Consider the following 22,054-nt stretch of genomic DNA (forward strand, 5'->3'; position numbering starts at 1 on the left):
GTCTGGACGATCAATAACGATTCTGACATTACAGAGTTTCTGTCTCTGTCGCCATCACTTCTGAGGGAGGATCTTAAATTGCCACTTTCCTTTTGAAGCGCAGCCCAGTTTTGAGGAGGGGGAACTCGATGTTCTACCTGCGTTAGCTCGTTATTCGGATACACTTTTTCAGACGGCAGGAAGAAGAGAAAATATTTCTATGTATCTGTAATTATTGGTAAAAACTGTTTTAAATACATAATTTATCGTAACAGGAATAAGGTTGTGACAATAAACGTGGATGGTTCAATGGTCCGATTGAGTGGTCATACAAGCCGTTCGATGAGGTGGATAAACAGCGTTTGTAATCACCGCCTGAATAGAACTATGCTTGCTGCAGTATAAGGCGAAAGGACACTGTTTTTTGAAGAGAAACGGGAAATTTTTTCCCATATATGATGATGTTTTGATAAATTTATTCTAAGTCGAGGTCACTGGTCTTTGCGATGATTGTTTGTGGCAGCTTTTTCTTCCTCAGTGGGGCTTATTGGGAAGGAAAGTGTAGACAGGACCGTTATTCTTCTTGCATTTCAGCACTCAGAAAAAGCATTGGCCGAGGAATATCAGGATCATGGACAAACCGCTCAAAGATATATTGCGGCTGTTTCAGGCAGAGCCAAGCCGAACATGGTCCATTGTCATGACCTTCTTTGGGGATATGGTTCTTCCTCGTGGTGGTTCGATTGGACTGCCGACGCTTTTAAGTCTTTTTCACGCCATGGATGTGGGCTCTGGTACAGTCAGAACAGCGTTATCACGGCTTTCTGCGGATGGATGGGTTGAGCGTACACGTATTGGGCGCAACGCTTATTATTGTTTGTCGTCCCGCGGCATGGCGCTCTCGCGTGATGCAGAGCCAAGAATCTATGGAACCGTTTCGTTTAAAACCCAGCGTAAGCTGCGCTTGGCCGTTGCATCGGCATCCGTAAGGTCTTTGGTGGGCGATGAAGCCGCTCTTGTGGCCACACGGATGAGGGAAGCTGGATATACAGCATTTGCCCCTGGGGCATGGCTTGGGGTGGATGAAGGTACTTTGCCTGATGGCATCTTCGGCCTTGACGTAGACGGCTCTCAGGTAGCCATGCAATGTCTTGCTGCATATTTTTCACTTGATGATCTCGCTCGATCCTATCTGCGGTTTGAAAAGATATTTTCGCCTCTTGCCAAAATGTGCACAGACCATGCAGAGCAAAAAGGGGCGTTCCATCAGGATGGACTGAGTGCCGTTGTTGCGCGCACTCTGCTCATTCATGAATATCGGCGTATTGCCTTGCGTGACCCGCATCTTCCAGAAGCGCTCATGCCATCTGACTGGGCCGGATATAGAGCTCAGACTCTATGCGCCACAATCTATCGGGCTTTATTGCCAGCATCAGAAGCATGGTTGACGGAAAATGGTCGTGGCGGTGATGCAGGGCGGCTACCGGCACCAACGCCAGCATTTTATAAGCGATTTCAAGAGGTAAGCAGGGCGCAGTCAAGGGACTTTGTATAGTCCTTGCTCCAAAAAAAGAAAAATAGGGAAAGTCAGATCTGATATCACGTGTATTTTATGTTACAAGATTCGCTATTATTTTGTAAATTATGTAATGCTTTCGGCTGTAAGTTTGCAGGAGAACGCTTATGTACACGCAGGCACTTAACGATCTGCCGACTCCGCATAATCTGGAAGATGCCGAAAAAATGGCAAATTTTCAGACCCGTATTGATTCGGAAGACCGGATTGAAGCAAATGACTGGATGCCCGAGGCTTATCGGCGTACTTTGGTTCGCCAGATCAGCCAGCATGCTCATTCTGAAATTATCGGACAGTTACCAGAAGGGGCATGGATAACGCGAGCACCATCCTTGCGCCGCAAGGCGGCCCTTTTGGCAAAAGTACAGGATGAATGCGGGCACGGCCTGTATCTCTACGCTGCCGCAGAAACACTCAATGCATCCCGTGAAGCTCTTATGGACCAGCTCATGGAAGGAAAGGCCAAATACTCCTCCATTTTCAATTATCCCACCATGACATGGGCCGATATTGGTGCAATCGGGTGGCTGGTGGACGGGGCGGCAATCATGAACCAGATTCCGCTCTGTCGCTGTTCTTATGGCCCTTATGCGCGTGCGATGATTCGTGTCTGCAAGGAGGAGAGCTTTCACCAGCGGCAGGGATTTGAAATTATGATGACGCTGGCAAAAGGTTCCGCACGTCAGAAAGCAATGGCGCAGGATGCCTTGAACCGCTGGTGGTGGCCCAGCCTGATGATGTTTGGACCACCGGATACTGACAGCCAGCATTCAGACCAGTCTACTCGTTGGAAAATCAAGCGTTTCAGTAACGATGAACTGCGTCAGAAGTTTGTGGATGCGACCGTACCTCAGGCCCAGTTTCTGGGTTTGACACTTCCAGATCCGGATTTGCGTCAGGATGAGGTCACCGGAAATTGGATGTATGGCGAGATAGACTGGGAAGAATTCAAGCAGGTTATCTCTGGAAACGGCCCCTGTAATCAGGACAGGCTCGCCAGCCGCAGGAAAGCTCATGAAGAAGGTGCATGGGTAAGAGAAGCTGCAGCAGCTTATGCTGCACGGCAGGCCTCCCGCCATGCCGCTTAAGGAAATAGGACTATGAATAAAACACTTAAGGCAACGCCGCCTGTGCAATTGTGGGAAGTATTCATTCGTAGCCGCAGCGGGCTTGCGCACAAGCATGTGGGATCTTTGCATGCTGAAGATGCTGAGCTGGCGCTTCAGGCTGCCCGTAATCTTTTTACGCGCAGAGGTGAAGGGCTTTCAATCTGGGTTGTACCCTCGCACCTGATTATTGCTTCAGACCCTTCGGAGAAAGGCATGCTGTTTGAGCCTGCGCTTTCTAAAGCTTACAGGCACCCGACTTTTTACAATGTACCTGAAGAAGTCGGGCATATGTAGCCTTTGGCTATCGTGCCATGGCACGAAGCCTGCAAGAGCAGGAAAAAATATTATGGTCACAAATACCATATCTGTTTCAGAAACCCCACAGGTGCTCTATGCACTGCGTCGAGCCGATGATGCTCTCATATTGGGGCACAGGCTTTCAGAATGCTGTGGCCACGCTCCTACCTTGGAAGAAGATATGGCTCTGGCCAATATTGGGCTGGATCTTATTGGTCAGGCGCGCGCGTTATATGCGCTAGCCGCACTGCGTGAGCCCTCTTTAGAAGGTGGTCATGCGAATACAGAAGATACCTATGCCTATTTGCGTGATGTTGGGCAGTATCGTAATCTTCTGTTGTGTGAATTACCAAATGGTGATTTCGGACGCATCATCATGCGTCAGTTTCTTTATTCTGCTTTCATCGATCCCTATTGGCGTGCGATGATGAAATCATCTGATGCACAATTGGCCGCTATTGCAGAAAAAGCAGAGAAGGAAACAGCATACCATCTGCGTTATACCTCTGAATGGGTTATCAGGCTTGGGGATGGCACGCCGAAAAGCCATGATCGGATGCAAGCCGCTCTGGAGTTTCTTTGGTCTTATACCGGAGAAATGTTCGATACGGACGAAGCGGAAGCCATGCTGCAGGCTGAGGGAATGATTATTGATGCATCGGTTATTCATGATGGCTGGCGCACCACGGTGCAAACTATCCTTGATCGTGCAACTCTCACCCTTCCTCAAAGTACATGGATGCAGGAAGGTGGGCGTAGCGGCCGTCATTCAGAACATCTTGGATTTTTGCTTGCTGAAATGCAGCAGCTCCCTCGTTCTGAACCGGGAGCTGTGTGGTGACACCCCAGACAGATGCCTTGTTGCGCACAAGGGTACTGCATGCTCTCGATGATGTAACTGACCCGGAAATTCCTGTTCTGACAATAGCAGATTTGGGAATTTTACGGGATGTCCGAGTGCATAATGGTGTGGTGGATGTGACCATTACGCCTACCTATTCAGGTTGCCCAGCCATGAACATGATTACTCTGGATATTGAGACAGCCCTTGCGCGCGCTGGTATTGAAAATTTTCATGTAAACACAACACTTTCCCCCGCTTGGACAACCGCGTGGTTGAGTGAATCCGGCCGCCAGAAGCTTCTTGCATATGGTATTGCGCCTCCACAGGAAGGAAGTGGGCGTGGCAGTCTTTTTGGAACAGTGGAGGTGGCGTGCCCCCAATGCGGCTCAACAGACACCAGCAGGTTGGCGGAATTTGGGTCTACCTCCTGCAAGGCTTTGTGGCGTTGCAATACATGCCGTGAACCCTTTGATTATTTTAGGTGCCATTGAGCCCAAAGCATGAGACTTCATAAAAAAGAAAGAATAGGAAATGTCTCAAACAGATAGTCTTAACGCATCAAGTGCTCAGGTTGCACGCACGGCGCGCTTCCATAAATTGCAGATTGCTGATGTGAGGCGTGAGACACCGGACGCGGTTTCTCTTGCTTTCATAGTGCCGGACGATCTTGCTGAGGCTTACAGTTTTGTGCCTGGGCAGTATCTTACTTTGCGAACCACGCTGGATGGAGAAGACGTGCGTCGTTCTTACTCTATCTGCTCCGCGCCGTCTGATGGCGAATTACGCGTGGCCCTTAAGCGTGTAGAAGACGGTGTATTTTCCACATGGGCCAATACAAGCCTGGCAGCAGGTGACAGTCTGGATGTGATGACTCCTACGGGGCGTTTTGGCATTCAGCCCGATAGCACTGCGCAACGTGTTTATGCGGGGTTTGCCGCAGGTTCTGGTATTACGCCTGTTTTATCTCTTGCCAGAGGATTGCTTGCGACCGAACCGGATAGCTCTTTCTTCCTGTTTTATGGGAACAGATCAGTCGGAGATATGCTGTTTCGTGAAATGCTGGAAGATCTGAAAGACCAGTTTATGGAGCGCTTTTCGATCTTTCATGTTTTTTCAAAGGAACAACAGGATATTCCAGCATTGAATGGTCGCCTGGATGCAGAAAAAATAAGAACAATTCTTCTGCATGTTCTACCCACCGAAACATTGGACCATGTTTTTGTGTGTGGTCCTTCAGGTATGACCGATGATGCGCTTTCAGTTCTTCAGGATGCAGGGGTGGCGGAAGACAAGATACATATAGAAAGATTCATATCCACGTTTTCTGGAAAACCGCGCTTGCATCCAAAAGTGACGTCAGAGCAAGCTGCGCAAACCGGCGTGGTGGCCACCTTAATTGTGGATGGCAAACGCGCAGACGTGAATGTTGCTGAAGAAGAGACGCTTCTGGATGCTGCATTACGCTCGGGGCTGGATCTTCCCTATGCGTGTAAGGGCGGTATGTGTAGCACCTGCCGTGCCAAAGTGACCGAGGGGAAGGTCGAGATGACTCTTAATTTCTCACTTGAAAAATGGGAGGTAGAGGCAGGTTTTGTTCTTACCTGTCAGGCACACCCGACAACAGAGCACGTTACGGTAGATTATGACGCCATGTGAGGCGTCATTGTTTTCTTGCCTCAGTTTGGTCACCACTCTTCTTTCAGGGGAGTGGTGCGCCAATAATACGCCCCGCTGCGAGTCTGGCATAGTCTGCACGGCTCAGGGGGCCATCTTCTTTGAACCATGTATAGGCCCAGTTCAGCATGGCAAATAAGGACATTGTCAACGGTTTCAGTAACATGGGAGAGGAGCCGGGGGAGGGGAGTGCTGCATTGATGGCGTCCGAAAATCGACTCACCAGAGCGCGCTCCATCATACGGATGGTGTCTTGCTGTTCAGGGTCCAGCAGATCCATGTGGTTGAGCTGAACCTTGTGTTTTGCATTAGCATCCCGGTAGGCGTTAAGGAGCGCTTCTGTCATACTGTAAAGTGTTTCTTGCGCAGTTAGGCCTGACCATTGTGTTGGATCCGTTGCGATCAGAAGTTCCTGCAGATGGGTTTCGATCAGGTCAAACAGAAGTTGCTGTTTATCTGTATAATAATGATAAAAAAGAGCCTTGGATGTTCCACAGGCTTTGGCAATCATGTTGATCGAAGCACGATCAAATCCAAGGCTTGCAAATAAATGAGCCGACCGCTCCAGAATCATGAGGCGTTTTTCTTCGTAGTCGCTTGCGCGCGGTCGCGCCATGATTGATTTCCTTTAATGTATAGTCAGCAGATGCTAGTTTTTTATAGAAATGCCAATAAAATCAAGGGGTATGTTGGCCCCTTGACAAAAGAAAGTTGCCAGACTCAGGCTGTAGCAGGTTGTGCGCTCATGGTCAGAAGGTCGTAGCGGGCCACTGTCTCCTTGTTCTGGTTAAACAGTTCTACGTCCCAGCGAACCTCGCCATAATGAGGTTCACGAGCGGCATTTTTTGACTTTACAGTCAACCGTACCTGAATGGCATCTCCAGGTGACACTGGCTTAAGGAACCGAAGGGATTCCAGTCCATAATTGGCCAGAAGTGGACCAGGCGCTGGGTCCACAAACAGGCCGGCAGCAAAAGAGAGCAGCAAATAGCCATGTGCAACGCGACCGGGGAAAAACGGGTTGGCGGCTGCTGCCTTCTCATCCGTATGAGCGTAGAAAGTATCCCCCGTAAATTCAGCAAAATGCTCTATATCCTGCACTGTAATGGTGCGCGGCTGAGTATGGATGGTGTCCCCTACCGTTAGCTGGGCAAAATTGTATCGGAAGGGATGTTCCTTGCGCAACGCTTCCTGCGCGCCAATGGTCCAGCGCCCTGTGAGCCGTGTGAGGCGTGTGGGAGAGGCCTGCAAGGCAGTGCGCTGCATATAATGGCGAATGCCCCGTATGCCGCCCAGTTCCTCTCCACCACCCGCACGGCCGGGGCCGCCATGCACCAAGGCGGGAAGGGGTGAGCCATGGCCCGTGCTTTCTTTGGCACAATCCCGGTCCAGTATGTGCAGCCTCCCGTGGAATGAAGCCAGACTTGCTACAAGCTCTGCTGCCACATTGTCATCGTATGTGCAGAGGGTTGCGACCAAGCTTCCTTCACCACGTTTTACCAGGCTGGCTGCGTCGGCCAGAGATGTGTAGGGCATGATGGTCGCAACAGGGCCAAAAGCTTCAGTATGGTGTACACTGGTGGCATCATGAGGGTTCAGATTCTGGAGCAGGACCGGGCTCATAAAAGCTCCGCTCTGATCAGATGCACCGAGTGGATCACAGTGCTGTGGGTCCCCGAAAACAATTTCGCTTTCTTGTGCAAGAGTAGCGACATGACGCCGAACATCTTCACGCTGGGCGAGGCCAGCGAGGGGGCCCATTGTCACACCTTCATGTTGTGGGTCGCCCACAACAATCCTGTCCAGCCGTGCTTTTAGTGCTGTTGTGACTTCTGCGATGATGGTCTCCGGGACCATAATTCTTCTGATAGCTGTACATTTCTGACCTGCCTTGACGGTCATTTCCTGCGTAACCACCCGAATAAACAGATCAAATTCCGGCATATCGGGAGAAATATCAGGGCCAAGTACGGCTGCATTGAGGCTATCACGTTCGGCGATAAAGCGTACAGCGTTTGCAGAAATGATTGGGTGATTACGTAATTTTTCGGAGGTTGTAATGGAACCGGTGAAAGACAGAACGTCCTGCCCTTCGAGATGATCCAAAAGGTCGCCTGTGCTTCCACAAATAAATTGAAAAGCGCCGGGGGGAAAGATGCCGGAGTCAACAATCATTTGGGCAACAGCATGTGCAACATAACTGGTCACTGTGGCGGGTTTTGTAATAACGGGAACGCCAGCAATAATTGCAGGTGCAAGTTTTTCAAGCATGCCCCAGCAGGGAAAATTATAGGCATTGATGTGAACGGCTACTCCTTGCAGGGATGAAAGGATATGCGTTCCCATGAATGTGCCATTCCGAGAAAGTGTTTCAACCTCTTCGGCAAGGATATATTTGTCTGGAAGGTTTTTCTTGGCCATTGACGCATAGGCAAAAAGTGTTCCTATCCCGCCGTCAATGTCAAACAGATTATCGCGGCTGGTCGCGCCGGTATTGAAAGAGAGATCGTAAAGCGTCTGTTTCCGTTCTGTCAGATAGAGAGCCAGTTTTTTTATCATATCTGCACGCTGATGAAAATTCAGCTTGCGGAGTGCAGGCCCGCCTTTGCTGCGCGCATGTTGCACAAGTCCTCCAAAATCCAAACCTGAACTGGATGCCTGCGCGATGATCTGCCCGTTGACAGCGCTCTGTATATCTTCAAAGTCTGAAACAGCTTTATGCCATCTGTCCTGTGCGTACGAGGCAAGTATGGGTGTCATGACTATTATCCTTTTAGGTTCAGGCCAGAATACTGCTTGCCTTGGCGCGGTTATCAATCACGCGAGTTACTTTGCCGTTTGAGCGCGGGATCATGCCTGGTTCTTTCACGGAAACCTGCACAGAAACACCGATTGTATTTTTGATGGTTTTTATGATTTCGCGGGAACGATGAGACGTTTCTGCCGGGTTCCATGCTTCCGGCCGGGGCTCTACATGAATGGTCATGTTATCCATGCGGCCATGATGGGTCAGTTCGATCTGAAAATGTGCGCTGCACCATTTACAGTGCAGAAGGGCCGCTTCAACCTGTGTAGGGAAAATGTTCACGCCACGCAGAATGATCATGTCATCTGAACGTGCCATTATTTTTTCTATTCGTCTTACCGCAGGCACCATGGTGCCCGGTAAAAGGCGGGTTAAGTCACGCGTGCGATAGCGCACGATAGGGAAAGCTTCCTTGGAAAGTGATGTAATGACCAACTCTCCCGGCTCTCCGTCCGCGACGGGAACGCCCGTTTCCGGGTTAATGATCTCAGGGTAGAAATGATCCTCCCAGAAATGGAGGCCATCTTTTGTTTCTATAAACTCCTGAGCAACGCCGGGGCCAACAACTTCTGAAAGTCCGTAAATATCAACAGCATGCATATCGAATGCCTGCTCTATCTCTTCACGCATACTGTTTGTCCACGGCTCTGCACCAAAAATACCATACTTTATGGAAGAAGCCCGAGGGTCCAAACCCTGTCGCCGGAATTCATCCAGCAGGGCCAACATGTAGGAGGGGGTAACCGTAATGATTTGCGGCTTGAAGTCCTCAATCAGTTGCACCTGCCGTTCCGTCATGCCGCCAGACATGGGAATAACGGTGCAGCCCATACGTTCAGCTCCCAAATGCATGCCGAGGCCGCCTGTAAACAACCCATAGCCATATGCATTATGCAGTTTCATGCCGGGCCGTCCGCCTGCCGCGCGGATTGAGCGCCCGACAATGCCCGCCCACATATCCAGATCCGCATGGGTGTATCCGACAACTATGGGTTTTCCTGTGGTGCCGGAAGAACCATGAATGCGTGCAAGCCTTTCCTGTGGCACGGCAAACATTCCAAAAGGGTAGGTATCGCGTAGGTCTGCTTTGGTTGTTGTCGGGAACCGGGCCAGATCAGATAATGAGCAGAGATCGTCCGGATGGACGCCCGCCGCTATGCATCGGTTACGGTATAAAGCGACATTCTCATAGGCATGGCGAAGAGACCATTTCATACGCTCAAGCTGAATGAACATCAGTTCATCGCGAGATAGCGCAGCAATGTCATGTATGGCTTCCGGATGGGGGTAAGCCGGGGTGTAGACGGTGGCGTTCATCGTAACCTCATATCGCCTCTTTGCGGGGCTGTTGTTTTGGGAAGGTTCGGTTTGTAAAACGTTCGTCCTGTAGGCACTGTATCGGTTAGATGTTGTTTTTTAGGGCAGAGAAACCATTGATGACATGAGCATTTTCCCTGCCAATGTTGAGGTTTTTTTGTGCTCTGTCTTTTTTCATGAAAAGCGTGGTCCAAGGTTTTGCAGCTTTTGGAACAAGGAAGACTGTAAAACAGGCAGTGCCTTCGTAAGACATAGCGATTATCCCAAACCGCTGAAATGCGGCTTTCGCTTTTCGATGAAAGCGGCTACCCCTTCAGCGTAATCATCTGTCTGGCCAGCACGGCGCATCAGGTCGCGCTCAAGGTCCAGTTGCTGGTCCAATGTGTTATGGGATGATGCATTGAGGGCAGATTTTATCTGGCCCAGGCCAAAAGTCGGCTGTTCAGAAAGGTGTTTTGCAAGAGAGAAAGCCTCTCCATGAAGGTTTTGATCTTCAACAGCCTTCCAGATGAGCCCCCAATCCGCAGCGGTTTCTGCTGAGAGGGGCTCGCCCAGTAAAGCAAGTCCCCGGGCACGAGCCTCACCAACAAGGCGGGGGAGGTGGTAGGTGCCCCCAGAATCGGGAATAAGGCCAAGTTTGGCAAAGGAAAGTACAAATCGTGCTCCCTTGCCTGCAATCACAATGTCGCAAGCCAGGGCAATATTCACGCCCGCGCCCGCTGCCACACCGTTGACGGCGCACACTATGGGCTTAGGCAGGGACCGAAGTTGCCGGATGAGAGGATTATAAAATGTCTCTACTGTATGTCCAAGATCAGGAGCTGCGGCATCTGGTGCGCGAAGCCGCTCGGAAAGATCCTGACCAGCACAAAACCCTCTTCCTGAGCCTGTAAGCAGAACGGCCCTGCATGATGGGTCTTCTCGCGCTTCTGTCAGGGCTGCCCGTAACGCTGCATGCATTTCATCGTTAAGCGAATTAAGGCGTTCTGGCCTGTTGAGAGTTATGGAAAGCCAGCCAGGATGCCGTTCAACGAGCACTGTAGTCATGGGATATTCCTTGTGGGTCGGTAGAGCCGATCTTGTTTTTGTTTCAGGCGAAGGACATCACGTATTAATATATTGACCAACCGGACGGTTGATATATTCTGACAGAAGTCTACATCTGTCAATAAATCAAAAAAAACGGAGGCAGCCGATGGATGATAACCCAATATGTCAGAAAGCGTTTTTCTTTGGTGCATTTGTCCCACGCTTTACGAATCAATGCCGGGATGAGTTCCCTGACGTTAGAGACAGCCTTTCACGATCTGTTAGCTGCCTAAGCACAGAGCCGTTTTGGAATATTCCCGTAATATCCGGGCGGGCAGGAGATATTTCATGAGGCATGCTTATATCTGTGATTATACGCGCACACCCATAGGCCGCTATGCAGGTATTTTACGCGATATTCGGACAGATGATCTTGCGGCACATCCGCTGCGTGTCATGCGTGAGCGGCATGCAGCACTGGATTGGGAATGCATTGATGATGTGATTCTCGGGTGCGCCAATCAGGCAGGGGAAGATAACCGCAACATAGCCCGTATGGCACTTCTGCTGGCAGGGCTTCCTGAAAGCGTATCGGGCACCACAATCAACAGGTTATGCGGTTCCGGCTTGGATGCTGTGGGCATGGCGGCCTATCGCATTATTGCCGGAGATGCAGATCTGGTTTTGGCTGGTGGGGTGGAGAGCATGACACGCGCTCCGTTTGTAACAGGCAAGGCAACGCACGCATTTGGCCGCCATTGCGAGATGTATGATACGACCATCGGCTGGCGTTTTATCAATCCCGTTTTTCAGGCGCGGTTCGGTGTGGATTCCATGCCTGAAACGGCCGAAAACGTGGCGGAACAGTTTGGAATTTCTCGCTACGATCAGGATCTTTTTGCTGCTCGCTCACACAAACGTGCAGCCGCCGCTCAGGCAAGCGGCTTCTTTGCACGTGAAATTTCACCCGTGCAGATCTCTGGCCCTGCAAAAGGCGAAAAAAGCTGGGTAACGGATGATGAACATATCCGCCCCTCAACAACCCCCGAAACATTGTCCAAGCTAAGAACACCATTTCGTGATGGTGGAAGTGTGACTGCTGGCAACGCTTCTGGTGTGAATGATGGTGCAGCGATTCTTGTTCTGGCAAGTGAAGACGGAATACGCCGCCATGGCTTGCAGCCCAAAGCGCGCCTGGTTTCAGTGGCAACTGTGGGCGTAGCCCCCCGGATCATGGGGATTGCTCCGGCTCCCGCCACAGAGAAATTGCTCCAGCGAAACGCTCTTTCAGTGAAAGATATCGACGTTCTGGAACTGAATGAAGCATTTGCCGCACAGGCATTGGCTGTTTTACGTCAGCTTGGGTTGCCTGATGATGCTGATCATGTGAACCCCCATGGGGGTGCCATAGCGCTGGGACATCCGTTAGGAATGTCGGGTGCGCGGCTGGCTATGACAGCGGTAAATGCCATGGAGCAGGGAGCGGGGCGTCGCGCTGTGGCAACCATGTGTATCGGCGTTGGGCAGGGTATTGCCGCTTTGATTGAAAAGGTTTGAGACAATGCAGACCATATCTCAACCTGTCGTTCGTGTGTCGCGTCATGATAAAATTGCCGTCGTGGCAATTGATAATCCACCCGTAAATGCTCTGTCTGATACAGTAAGAGCGTCATTGCTGCATATGCTCCGCGAGTTGGCGGAAGACCCCACCGTAGCGGCTGTGGTATTGACAGGCCAGAACGGACAGTTTGTTGCAGGGGCAGACATTCGCGAGATGTCCAGACCGCCAGCTCAACCATTTTTGCCAGAGGTTGTGGCCGCGATTGATGCAATGAAAAAACCAATTCTTGCGGCCATTGATGGTGCTGCTTTAGGGGGAGGGCTGGAGTTGGGCCTCGCATGTGATCTTCGTGTTGGCGCTGAGCGTAGTCGTGTGGGGCTGCCAGAGACAAAACTGGGGGTTATTCCCGGTGCTGGCGGTACGCAACGCTTGCCTCGATTGACAGGGGTAGCAACAGCGCTTGAGTTGATTGGAAGCGCAAAAATAATTTCTGGAAAAGAGGCTTTGCATCTTGGTATTTTAGATGCGCTCATGCCAGAGGACAGAATGTTAACGGACGTTATTGCTTTGGCGGAAAATACTCCCAAGCGCAGGCTGTCCGACCGTGATGTGCCATGTGCTTCGAAAACTGATGTTCAGGACGCAGAGAAGAGCATCCTTAAGCGGGCCAAGGGGGCTACGGCTGTGCTGGAAGCCGTGCGGGTGGTTAAAGCAGCCGAGACAGAGCCTTTTGCACAAGGACTCTCCCTTGAACGAGAGGCTTTCCTGCGGTTGCGCGAAAGTGATGAGGCAAAAGCGCTCCGTTATCTTTTCCTTGCAGAACGCGCTACAGGACGTTTGCCGGCAAGTGAAAAAGCCCAACCGCGCCATTTTTCCCGTATCGGGATTATTGGTGGCGGAACGATGGGAGCGGGAATTGCTGTTACCACAGCGGATGCAGCATTAAACGTTGTGATTATAGAGCGTGGTGCTGCTGCGGTAGCTGCATGCCAGAAACGCATTGCAAGTCTTTATGCCAAACAGATTGAAACAAAAAGAATTAGCGAAAAAGAGGCAGAAAGACGATTTAAAAAAATACAGATTTCCCATGAGTGGGACGCGTTAAAGAATGTGGATTTTGTGATTGAAGCAGCATTCGAATCCATGGAAGTAAAAGAAGATATTTTCCGTAGTCTTAATAAAGTCGTGCAGGCCCATACGGTTGTCGCAACAAATACATCTTATCTGGATCTTGACGCAATTGCCGGATGTGCCGAAAGGCCAGAGAATGTGCTGGGGCTGCATTTCTTCTCTCCTGCGCATATTATGCGTTTGGTTGAAGTTATTCGTGGTGCCAAAACAGCACCGGATGCTTTGGCAACAGCAATTTCTTTAGGACGGAAAATACGGAAACTCCCCGTAGTTGCCGCTGTTGGCGAAGGATTTATTGGGAATAGAATATTTTCACATTATCGTAAGCACGCTGAATATTTAATGGAAGATGGGGTGTCCCCGCAGGACATTGACCAGGCCATGCAATCTTATGGCTTTGCTATGGGGCCATTTGCTGTAGCGGACCTTTCCGGGCTGGATATTGCATGGGCCATGAGAAAGCGGCAGAGTGCAACACGCAATCCGAACGAGCGGTATGTGAAAATACCTGATATGTTTTGCGAGGCAGGGCGTCTTGGCAGAAAGACCGGTAAGGGCTGGTATTCTTATGCTTCGGCTTCACCCGAACTGGACGATGAAGCGTGTGCTCTGATTGAAGCAGGAAGAAAACAGGCGGGGAGTCGTCACGTTAAATTGAGTGCTGAAGCCATTCAACGTCGTCTTCTTGCCGTTCTTGCAAATGAAGGTGCCAAGGTAATGGAAAGCGGAGTTGCGTCCTCTGCGTCTGATATCGATATTGTGTTTGTAAATGGGTATGGCTTTCCCCGTATTCAGGGTGGCCCGATGTTTGCGGCTGATAAAATGGGTTTGCCTAATGTTTTGAGGGAAGTGGAAGCTGCTGCCGCTGTAGGGGGAGCAGGTTCAGAACCTTCGGCTTTATTGATCAAACTGGCGCAATCGGGCGGCTCTTTTACCGCAGGAATAACATGAAAGCAGCGTTGCAGACAGATTGGCGGTTACGAGAAGAAACCCCAGTCTATGGAAAGCCCATGGATGTTGTGGATGGGATCAGGCGCATTGTAGCACCTAATCCCCACTCCATGACGTATCATGGAACAAATACGTGGCTTATAACCCATGCAGCCGGTACCGCCGTAGTTGATCCAGGAACGGATGATCCTGCGCATCTGGATGCTATTTGCGGAGTTTCCGGCACAATCAGCCATGTTATTGTCACGCACTGGCATCATGATCATTTTGACGGGGCCCATGCTCTTGCATTGCGTGCTAACGTTCCTGTTTTCAAGTTTCCGTCGGGTCCGTTAAAAGGGGATAAAGACCTTCTTCACGGAGCTGAAATTGCGGGTATGCGGGTTATCCATACGCCAGGCCATGCAGAAGATCATATTTGTCTTGAACGGTCTGATGGAGTTTTGCTGAGCGGTGATCATGTGATGGGATGGTCAACCACCTTGGTTCCTCCACCGCCGGATGGTGATCTGGGTGATTATATTGAAAGCCTGGAACGCGTGCAGGCTCTTAACGCTCGAATTTTTCTGCCCGGGCACGGGCCAGAGATTCTGAAACCATATTCGTTCATTGAACAACTTTTGGAAAAGAGATATGAAAAACTGCATCAAATTGAAAATATTCTGACGCATGAGGTTCAGGAATTTTCCAATATTTTTGAGCGTGCATATCCAAAATTGAGCAAGACATTGCGGTTTGCAGCAGAAATGATGCTTGAAACGTACTTGCTAGAGCTAAAAAAACGCGGGAAAGCAATACAAGAACCGGCAGGTTGGAAACGAGCAGGATTCTGATTTCTCGATCTCCCAAGATCGTATTTTTTCTATAAGAGCCGACAGAAATGAGCGGAATCTACCCTTGCCTTTTTCTAGAATTAGGTTCCCTGAATGTTATTCTTCCTCTTGAAGCAGAGTGTTATCTCATAACTGACGATAAGTGACAGGGAGGGAACAGCCGGCTGGCCAGAGTAATTACAGGATGAGTGTCGGTGTTAATCCTAACGTTAGAGTGGGTATAGTAAACATTCTTCTTACAAAACATCTTATAAATATTAATCAAGTTTTTTAGAATAAGAATTTTGTAAAGGGCGAGTGCAGTATTCTCTCAGTGTGCCGAAAGGCCCGAGAGGAAGCCCATGTCGATCATCAACTGACCAGCAAGAACGATACCATTTGAACTAATCTTCTTTGCTGCGGGATTATAGTAATTGTCAGGATTAAAAATGTATTGAATGCTTGGCTCGAACGCGATTCCGGGAACGATGGAGATATGCCCACTGACCTCCAGGCGCATGATATTCTGGGAGCCTATTCGCGGGTCTCCTCCATTTTGAATACGTGTTCGCTGCTGATAGAGCATCTGGTGTTTGGAAGCCCGTACGTAGCTGAATTTAATCTGTTCCCGGTCTAACGTGCGTTTAAAGTGCCCATGATAACTAAAACCCCCTTCTGCAAGTGCTTTGAAGGGAGCAGCAGGGTCTGCGGCAAAGCCGAGTGCCCCGAACGCATTAAGACCTTCAGGTAAGGGGGAAGGGACTGGGTGCCTATGGTCCCGGCGCCAGATGAGCTGTTGGCCGCGAAATTCGGCACCGGCTCGTCCATAATGTGTTGTATTGGTGTAAGGGTCTTTATATTGGGAACTGTTAAAGAAGCCGGACAACTGATACCGGCCGCCGTAAAGGTGTGAAATCTGAAGCCTTCTATAATTGAAGCCGCCCAGCAGAAGATAACCTGAGGCCGTGCGGGTGTCCCAACGCCATCCGTTTCCGTGTTGGAAATACTGATTCATATTGGCCTCGAAAGCACCCATCTCAAAACTGATGTCATGAAACATACGTGCAGTGATGTAGCTGCCCCATGTTGCATACGGAGGCGGCAGTATACCGGCGGATGCCTGCATGATCGGATCTGTGCAGTTAAGGAAGTTATCGCAGTTATTAAAGAAAAAATACCGCCGAGGGTGGGTTCTACCCACAGAAAAGTTAACACGATTATAAAAGAGTTTTTGCTGATATGTCAGTAGTGCGAGCCAGCCTCCTGCAATATCATTATGCTGATCAATGCCTGCAAAATAATTTCCAACGGCTCCAGCCCATGCAGGGCCTGCGGGGTATCCACCATTTACAGTGGGCCGAAAGAGAATTTCTTCAAAATGAATTTCCCCCCCTTTGATTCCCATAATTTTCTGAAGATTGGCATCCAATCCCAACACAATGCCGGTTCCAAGAGAAAAACGGCCAGGGCGTGGTCCAATGTCAGGATTTGTCATATAGAGCTGGTTGAAAATTGCGTGCGGCGTTAAACCAATGTGCGTTAGAAATCGGCCTAGGAATGTTAAAGGTCCTTTTGGTGCCGGGGTGCCAGGTGACACCAGAAGAGGCGCGCCAGCCAATACTTGAGGAGGCAGTTCCGAAGGCACAAGTGTAATCGGTCCCTGTACATTGACGTAGCGGTCCTGCAATTCTTTGGTAAGGCGTACCGAATCCCAAAAATGACTGTTGGGTGGAGGAGGCGAGGTTATTGTGGTTTCCTCTGCCAGTGCAACGTGGAACAGGGTTGATAGTGCGAGACTGACGCATACGAGATTTGCCCAAAACCATGACAGACGGTGCCGCGTAAGTACGGACCGTATACAGACGAATTTCATGAAACACTCCTCTCTGACTGAATTTTTATTATTATTCAGACAGAAGCGTAGGGATCTTTGTCCTGGATAAAAGAGCGTGCACAGCAGGGAAAAACTGCTTCACGCGGTGCGTGCTGCGCGGGAACCGGAATCCGATGCAAAAGAAAGGATCGCTCCTAGCGCCACACTGAGATAAGCGGCAAAAACAACCCGCCATATATTGGGCAATAGAAACGTGATGGTATGTGCTGGGGTCCAGAAAAAAATCAGACATAAGCCAACAATTTTTGCCCAACGGGGGAATCCGTTGGAACGTAGGTATTCGGTCGGAGCCTTTATACCCTCATCCAGCATTCGGTCCGTGATAAAATGGGTTAGCATCATGAAGAAACCGTACCCGGAAAAGATATTCATCCACGCACTGATAGCGAAAGCAGTGACCGGTTTAGATAGAGAGCTGGTACCAACAAACCATCTAACGCCTGAATCCATAATCATGAATGACATTGCAATCCAGACGCCAAAGCAGCCCCAAATGAGAGCCCGCGCAATCAAATGATCCGGGATCCAGTTGTCTTGCGTAATACGGCGCCTCAGGCATTCGCCAAAGGAGGCCAGGAAGAAAAATTTTATATAAGCCAAAAGGAACGGATGCCCCTGGACATTCAAGACGAGGTATATGACTCCACAGGTAACCAAAATCAGGTAAAAAATGGCTGCGATATCGGACGATCTGAATCCAATGTTTCGCTGTCTAGTGTTGAATATATTTTCATTGTTAGACATTTTGGTCCGCCTTTTTCTTTTTATATTTAGCGTGACTTTGTACGATTGAGCCAGGAAAAGGGAGTTGGTAAGCCTTGCGGTGTCGTCTCTGGAAACAGAAGGCCTCCTCCTTCCTGCTGTCTGTAGACCAATTTAATTATCATGTTAATTAAAACAACGTATACCGTGCCACCTCACGCAGGCGTGTTGTCTGGTATGCCTGTCAGTAAGCTGTCTTTAGTATTTTCTGCCCATTGCCGTCTCCATTCTCGAGGCGAAAGGCCAGAAAAAGTATGGAAAAATCGGGAGAAATAAGCGGGGTCAGGGATTCCGACTTCAGCGGCAATGGCCTCGATAGGGCGGATGGTAAATGCAAGAAGCCGTTTACTTTCTAGTAATCTGCGCTCAATGATCAGCCGTTTCAGGCTTTGGCCGAAGGCGGCCTGTGTCGTCGTGTTGATTTGATATGGCGTTTGACCAAGCGCGCGTGCGTAATCGGTAATCGACCACGCATCACGAAAATGCTCCTCTATGAGAGACCGGATTCTGACTGCTGCGGCACTTTCATCGGGAACCCGTGCAGAACGGGTCAGGGAAAGTGCTTCACCTAAAATTGCTATGGCAAGACCACGAATAACGCTCTGTGATGTCTCGGGAGCGATTCTGTAACGCTCATAACCCGCCTGCATAAGTGTCAGCATCAGCGGGGTAGGTTTTGGTTGCTCCGGACTGCCCAGAACCAGCGGTGTGCGGGCGGCAGTGCTTTTAAAAAGTGGGTCGGTATCAGTATAACTGCTGGCAAGAGAAAACACGATTGCATCAGAGCCCGATGATACAGAAAACCCATGCACGACCCGAGCAGGAATAAAGACAAACATCGGTGCTTGGAATTCAATTAACCGATCTTCAATGACATACGCGCCCGATCCGTCTGTCCAAAAACACAACTGAAAAATCTGCTCGTGCCTGTGGGCTGGAACGTGGCCGTTATGGAGGGATTTGCGATCCATAACGTTTTCAACATGCACAAAGCCTATGTCATCAGTTTTTGTGTTGATGCCATATGTCAGAAAGCTCGGAATCTCGGGTTTTTGGGGCATTTAAAAAAGTCCAAGTTTTTCTTTATTTTCTGCATTCTCTCTTAGTTTCAGAAAATATACCATCGGTTTCAAGAAGAATAATAAAGGATGATCGGAAATGGATGATTCCTCAGGGCTATGTGGTGCAGGCGCTAAGCCGTCTACCATCATCAAGCGTCCTTTCACGGGCGCGGAATACCTCGAGTCACTTCGTGATGGTCGAAACGTTTATATTAATGGAGAACGCATAGACGACGTCACCACGCATCCGGCCATGCGAAATTCGGCGCGTTCAATAGCGCGGCTGTATGATGCTCTCCACCAGCCAGAACACAGCAAAATTCTGACAACTCAAACAGACACAGGCAATGGCGGCTTTACCCATAAAAGCTTTGTATCGCCTAAGTCTGTTGAAGATCTTGTGGGCCAACAGCAAGCTATCGCCGGGTGGGCGAGAATGACGTATGGCTGGATGGGTCGAACGGCAGATTACAAGGCTGCGCTGACAAATACGTTGGGAGCGAACGCGGAGTGGTATGGTCCTTTCGCTGACAACGCACGGGCATGGTATAAAAAGACACAGGAACAGGTATTGTTCCTTAATCACGCAATTGTAAATCCGCCTATTGACCGGCACAAACCGGCCGAAGAGGTCAAGGATGTCTTTGTCCATATTACAAAAGAGACGGACGCAGGCATTTATGTGTCTGGCGCAAAGGTTGTCGCAACGTCGTCTGCCCTGACCCACTACAATCTTCTGGCTCAAAGCTCCGCAACAGTGACAGAAGATCCGTCAATGTCTGTAACATTCATCGCCCCGATGAATGCCCCCGGCATTAAAATGATCTGCCGTACGTCTTATGAAGAGACAGCGAACACGGTCTCCTCTCCGTTTGATTATCCGCTTTCCTCGCGGTTCGATGAAAATGACGCCATCCTGGTGCTGGATAATGTTTTTGTGCCGTGGGAGGACGTTCTCATTCTGCGGGATGCAAAGAAAATCCTGTCTTTCCCCATAGGCTCGGGCTTTATGCAGGGGTATTGCTTTCAGGGGTGCACGCGCTTTGCTGTCAAGTTGGACTTTCTGGCTGGCGTTCTTGCCAAAGCGCTCCGCTGCACGGGTGGAGATGCCTTTCGCGGTAATCAGGCGGCATTGGGTGAGGTGATTGGGTTGCGTCATCTTTTCTGGTCGCTTTCCAATGCCATGGCGCGCGCTCCGCAGCAGTGGCACAATGGTGCGGTGCTTCCCAACCTTGAAGCTGCGTTGACCTATCGTGCCTTTATGTCAGACGCCTACCCGCGGGTGATAGACCTTGTGCGTCGCTGTGTGGCTTCGGGGCTTATTTATTTGCCGTCTTCGGTCAAGGATTTCGCTAACCCGGAGATAGACGGTTATCTTGCACAGTATGTTCGTGGTTCAAACGGCATCAGCCACAAGGACCGGATCAAGATCATGAAACTGTTGTGGGATGCAACGGGCACCGAGTTCGGCGGGCGGCACGCACTTTATGAACTGAATTATGCAGGTAGTCCGGAGGATGTGCGCTTGCAAATTCTCAAAGGAGCAGAACGAGGCACGGTGCTGCGTCAAATGGAAGAACTCGTTGATACCTGTTTGAACGATTATGATGAAAATGGTTGGACTGGTGACACATGGCTGTCTCCGGCGAAAGCTGCGGAGTGAGGTGTGATATGACCACTACACTTAAGCAACAGGTAGCGTTGCCCGATCTTGGAGCTGTTCAGCTTGAGTTTCGTGCGGCGATGGCGAGGGTCGGGGCATCCGTCAACGTCATTTCCTCTGCTGGGGAAGCGGGGCGGGGCGGATTTACCGCAACGGCCATGTGTTCGGTGACGGACAGCCCGCCAACCCTGCTTGTCTGCATGAACAGGCGGTCCAGCCAATGTGATCTTTTTCTTCGGAATGGTGTTTTCTGTGTGAATGTTCTCAGCCATGATCATGTTGATCTGGCGGAATATTTTGCCGGGAAGGTCACTGATATGAATGAGCGCTATGCGTCCGGTATGTGGGAGTGCCTGCCGTCCGGGAATCACGCACTAGCGGATGCGATTGCCTCGTTCGATTGCAAGATTACGGCGCATCACGTTGTTGGAACACATTATGTGCTCTTTGGGGAAGTCCAGAGCATTCGGTGTTCAACAGTAGGGCATCCGCTTTTGTATCTTGATCGAGCCTTTGTTGGCGCGACTGCCGGGATTGTATCGAACTGAACGCTTCTCAAAATTGAGCAAGATCATCCAGGAGTTCAAGAAGGAGCGCTATTTTTCTTTTTCCAAAATATGCTTCTATTTCTTTGTAAATTTTTACCCTGTCTGGATAGATTTTTTGGAAAGAGGTCTCGCCGAGGGATGTCAGCCTAAAGAGATAACGCCGACGGTCTGACGCGCACTGGACCCGCGTCACCAGATCACGTGCTTCCAGATTGGCAAGGATACGTGTCAGGCTGGGGGGCAGGATGAAGGCTTTTTCTGCAAGTTGCGCTGCATCGAGTGTGGAATGCTCGTTCAGAAGTCTGATAACGCGCCACTGCTGGGATGTGAAATCGTGTTCAGCAAGCATGGGACGAAAGCGGGACATAAGCGCTTCTCTCGCCCTCAGCAGCGCAATAGGCAAAGCCTTTGTGGCTTCGTGCGGTAATTCGGACGGATTGGCGCGTGAGGCGGAGTGCGAGTCCTGCGCTGGTGGTGGCCGCTTTGGGATAGTCATATTTCACCTTGGGTTGAAAAGGTTATCGAGAGGATATCACGAAATATGGAACGAGGGAGCGTAACGTGAATGTGAGACCTCAAATTAACTGACATGCCGCTATAACATTAACAAGTTAAGTAAATGTGCTGACTGAGGTGGGAGGATTCCCGTGCCGCACTTATCTCTCGAATATTCTGCAAATCTACGAGGAAAGGTGGATTTTACAGAATTATGTCTCAAACTTCGGGATGCAGTCCTGGGAACCGGGCTTTTTGAAATAGGCGCGATCCGAGTCAGGGCTTTTGAAGCATCGGCATGGGCGGTTGCTGATGCTCTTCCGGAGAATGGGTTTGTCGATATGTCTTTCCGCATTGGGAGGGGCCGGTCTCAAGAAGAGAAAAAGCGGGCAGGAGAAGCTATTTTTTTCACAGCTACGAATGCGATGTCCGGTTTATTGGAAACGCAAAATTTCGCTCTTTCACTAGAGATACGAGAAATAGAGTCAACGCTGAGTTGGAAGAAAAACGCCATGCATGATCGGCTAAGAAAACAGTAAAAACAG

Annotated in this window: 21 protein-coding genes; 12 read left to right on the forward strand and 9 right to left on the reverse strand. The window is 50.0% G+C overall.

Annotated elements, in window-relative coordinates; all coding sequences use genetic code 11:
- The first annotated feature begins 610 nt into the window (after positions 1-610).
- From AD948_RS17060 to paaE, 6 genes are all read left to right on the forward strand, one after another.
- A complete protein-coding gene (locus AD948_RS17060; RefSeq protein ID WP_061472846.1) occupies positions 611-1,534 on the forward strand; it encodes a PaaX family transcriptional regulator in 924 nt (307 codons plus the stop codon).
- Between the two features lie 128 nt (positions 1,535-1,662).
- Positions 1,663-2,643, forward strand: coding sequence for a 1,2-phenylacetyl-CoA epoxidase subunit PaaA (gene paaA / locus AD948_RS17065; protein WP_061472849.1), 981 nt, complete (start codon positions 1,663-1,665; stop codon positions 2,641-2,643).
- A 12-nt stretch (positions 2,644-2,655) separates the two neighbouring features.
- Complete coding sequence (paaB, locus tag AD948_RS17070) at positions 2,656-2,958, forward strand: 1,2-phenylacetyl-CoA epoxidase subunit PaaB (protein WP_061472855.1); 303 nt, start codon at positions 2,656-2,658, stop codon at positions 2,956-2,958.
- 52 nt (positions 2,959-3,010) lie between these two features.
- Positions 3,011-3,802 carry a 1,2-phenylacetyl-CoA epoxidase subunit PaaC gene (gene paaC, locus AD948_RS17075; RefSeq protein ID WP_061472858.1) on the forward strand — a complete coding sequence of 264 codons (792 nt, stop codon included), beginning with the start codon at positions 3,011-3,013 and terminating at the stop codon, positions 3,800-3,802.
- Entirely contained in the window at positions 3,799-4,296 is a 498-nt protein-coding gene (gene paaD / locus AD948_RS17080) for a 1,2-phenylacetyl-CoA epoxidase subunit PaaD (RefSeq protein WP_156479080.1), read from the forward strand. Before paaC ends, paaD begins: the two co-directional genes overlap by 4 nt.
- Before the next feature lie 40 nt (positions 4,297-4,336).
- Positions 4,337-5,461 carry a 1,2-phenylacetyl-CoA epoxidase subunit PaaE gene (gene paaE / locus AD948_RS17085; protein WP_061472864.1) on the forward strand — a complete coding sequence of 375 codons (1,125 nt, stop codon included), beginning with the start codon at positions 4,337-4,339 and terminating at the stop codon, positions 5,459-5,461.
- Positions 5,462-5,504: 43 nt separating this feature from the next.
- Here the strand turns inward: paaE and AD948_RS17090 are convergent, their stop codons facing one another.
- The 5 genes from AD948_RS17090 to paaG all read right to left on the reverse strand — a co-directional run bounded on the left by AD948_RS17090 (position 5,505) and on the right by paaG (position 10,649).
- Positions 5,505-6,095, reverse strand: coding sequence for a TetR/AcrR family transcriptional regulator (locus tag AD948_RS17090; RefSeq protein ID WP_039903304.1), 591 nt, complete (start codon positions 6,093-6,095; stop codon positions 5,505-5,507).
- Between the two features lie 104 nt (positions 6,096-6,199).
- Positions 6,200-8,239: a phenylacetic acid degradation bifunctional protein PaaZ gene (paaZ, locus tag AD948_RS17095; protein WP_061472867.1), complete on the reverse strand. Its 2,040-nt coding sequence runs from the start codon at positions 8,237-8,239 to the stop codon at positions 6,200-6,202.
- A 19-nt stretch (positions 8,240-8,258) separates the two neighbouring features.
- Entirely contained in the window at positions 8,259-9,602 is a 1,344-nt protein-coding gene (gene paaK / locus AD948_RS17100; RefSeq protein WP_061472870.1) for a phenylacetate--CoA ligase PaaK, read from the reverse strand.
- An 85-nt stretch (positions 9,603-9,687) separates the two neighbouring features.
- Positions 9,688-9,855, reverse strand: coding sequence for a hypothetical protein (locus AD948_RS18265; protein ID WP_156479081.1), 168 nt, complete (start codon positions 9,853-9,855; stop codon positions 9,688-9,690).
- 5 nt (positions 9,856-9,860) lie between these two features.
- Positions 9,861-10,649, reverse strand: a complete 789-nt coding sequence (gene paaG / locus AD948_RS17105) for a 2-(1,2-epoxy-1,2-dihydrophenyl)acetyl-CoA isomerase PaaG (RefSeq protein WP_061472873.1) — start codon at positions 10,647-10,649, stop codon at positions 9,861-9,863.
- Positions 10,650-10,979: 330 nt separating this feature from the next.
- Between paaG and pcaF the strand changes: the two genes are divergently transcribed.
- From pcaF to AD948_RS17120, 3 genes are read left to right on the forward strand one after another with little or no spacing between them, the layout of a single operon-like run.
- Entirely contained in the window at positions 10,980-12,188 is a 1,209-nt protein-coding gene (gene pcaF / locus AD948_RS17110; RefSeq protein ID WP_061472876.1) for a 3-oxoadipyl-CoA thiolase, read from the forward strand.
- Between the two features lie 4 nt (positions 12,189-12,192).
- Complete coding sequence (locus AD948_RS17115; protein WP_061472879.1) at positions 12,193-14,274, forward strand: 3-hydroxyacyl-CoA dehydrogenase NAD-binding domain-containing protein; 2,082 nt, start codon at positions 12,193-12,195, stop codon at positions 14,272-14,274.
- Complete coding sequence (locus AD948_RS17120) at positions 14,271-15,107, forward strand: MBL fold metallo-hydrolase (RefSeq protein WP_061472882.1); 837 nt, start codon at positions 14,271-14,273, stop codon at positions 15,105-15,107. The genes AD948_RS17115 and AD948_RS17120 overlap by 4 nt, the downstream gene beginning before the upstream one ends.
- Positions 15,108-15,417: 310 nt before the next feature.
- Here AD948_RS17120 and AD948_RS17125 read toward each other — a convergent pair whose 3' ends face one another.
- The 3 genes from AD948_RS17125 to AD948_RS17140 all read right to left on the reverse strand — a co-directional run bounded on the left by AD948_RS17125 (position 15,418) and on the right by AD948_RS17140 (position 18,713).
- Positions 15,418-16,959 (reverse strand): carbohydrate porin, encoded by a 1,542-nt coding sequence (locus tag AD948_RS17125; RefSeq protein ID WP_082782501.1) that lies wholly within the window; start codon positions 16,957-16,959, stop codon positions 15,418-15,420.
- A gap of 99 nt (positions 16,960-17,058) precedes the next feature.
- Positions 17,059-17,724: a hypothetical protein gene (locus AD948_RS17130; RefSeq protein WP_156479082.1), complete on the reverse strand. Its 666-nt coding sequence runs from the start codon at positions 17,722-17,724 to the stop codon at positions 17,059-17,061.
- A 173-nt stretch (positions 17,725-17,897) separates the two neighbouring features.
- Positions 17,898-18,713, reverse strand: a complete 816-nt coding sequence (locus AD948_RS17140) for a helix-turn-helix domain-containing protein (protein WP_169797426.1) — start codon at positions 18,711-18,713, stop codon at positions 17,898-17,900.
- Positions 18,714-18,900: 187 nt separating this feature from the next.
- Here AD948_RS17140 and AD948_RS17145 point away from each other — a divergent pair, with 187 nt between their 5' ends.
- Positions 18,901-20,466: a 4-hydroxyphenylacetate 3-hydroxylase N-terminal domain-containing protein gene (locus AD948_RS17145; RefSeq protein ID WP_061472893.1), complete on the forward strand. Its 1,566-nt coding sequence runs from the start codon at positions 18,901-18,903 to the stop codon at positions 20,464-20,466.
- An 8-nt stretch (positions 20,467-20,474) separates the two neighbouring features.
- Positions 20,475-21,014, forward strand: a complete 540-nt coding sequence (locus AD948_RS17150) for a flavin reductase (RefSeq protein WP_006557364.1) — start codon at positions 20,475-20,477, stop codon at positions 21,012-21,014.
- 7 nt (positions 21,015-21,021) lie between these two features.
- Here the strand turns inward: AD948_RS17150 and hpaR are convergent, their stop codons facing one another.
- Entirely contained in the window at positions 21,022-21,510 is a 489-nt protein-coding gene (gene hpaR, locus AD948_RS17155) for a homoprotocatechuate degradation operon regulator HpaR (RefSeq protein WP_082782502.1), read from the reverse strand.
- A gap of 151 nt (positions 21,511-21,661) precedes the next feature.
- On the opposite strand from hpaR, the gene AD948_RS17160 reads away from it, so the two are divergent.
- Entirely contained in the window at positions 21,662-22,048 is a 387-nt protein-coding gene (locus AD948_RS17160; RefSeq protein ID WP_061472896.1) for a 5-carboxymethyl-2-hydroxymuconate Delta-isomerase, read from the forward strand.
- Positions 22,049-22,054: the final 6 nt, after the last annotated feature.

It is taken from the genome of Acetobacter senegalensis (assembly GCF_001580995.1).
Taxonomy (GTDB): Bacteria; Pseudomonadota; Alphaproteobacteria; order Acetobacterales; family Acetobacteraceae; genus Acetobacter; species Acetobacter senegalensis.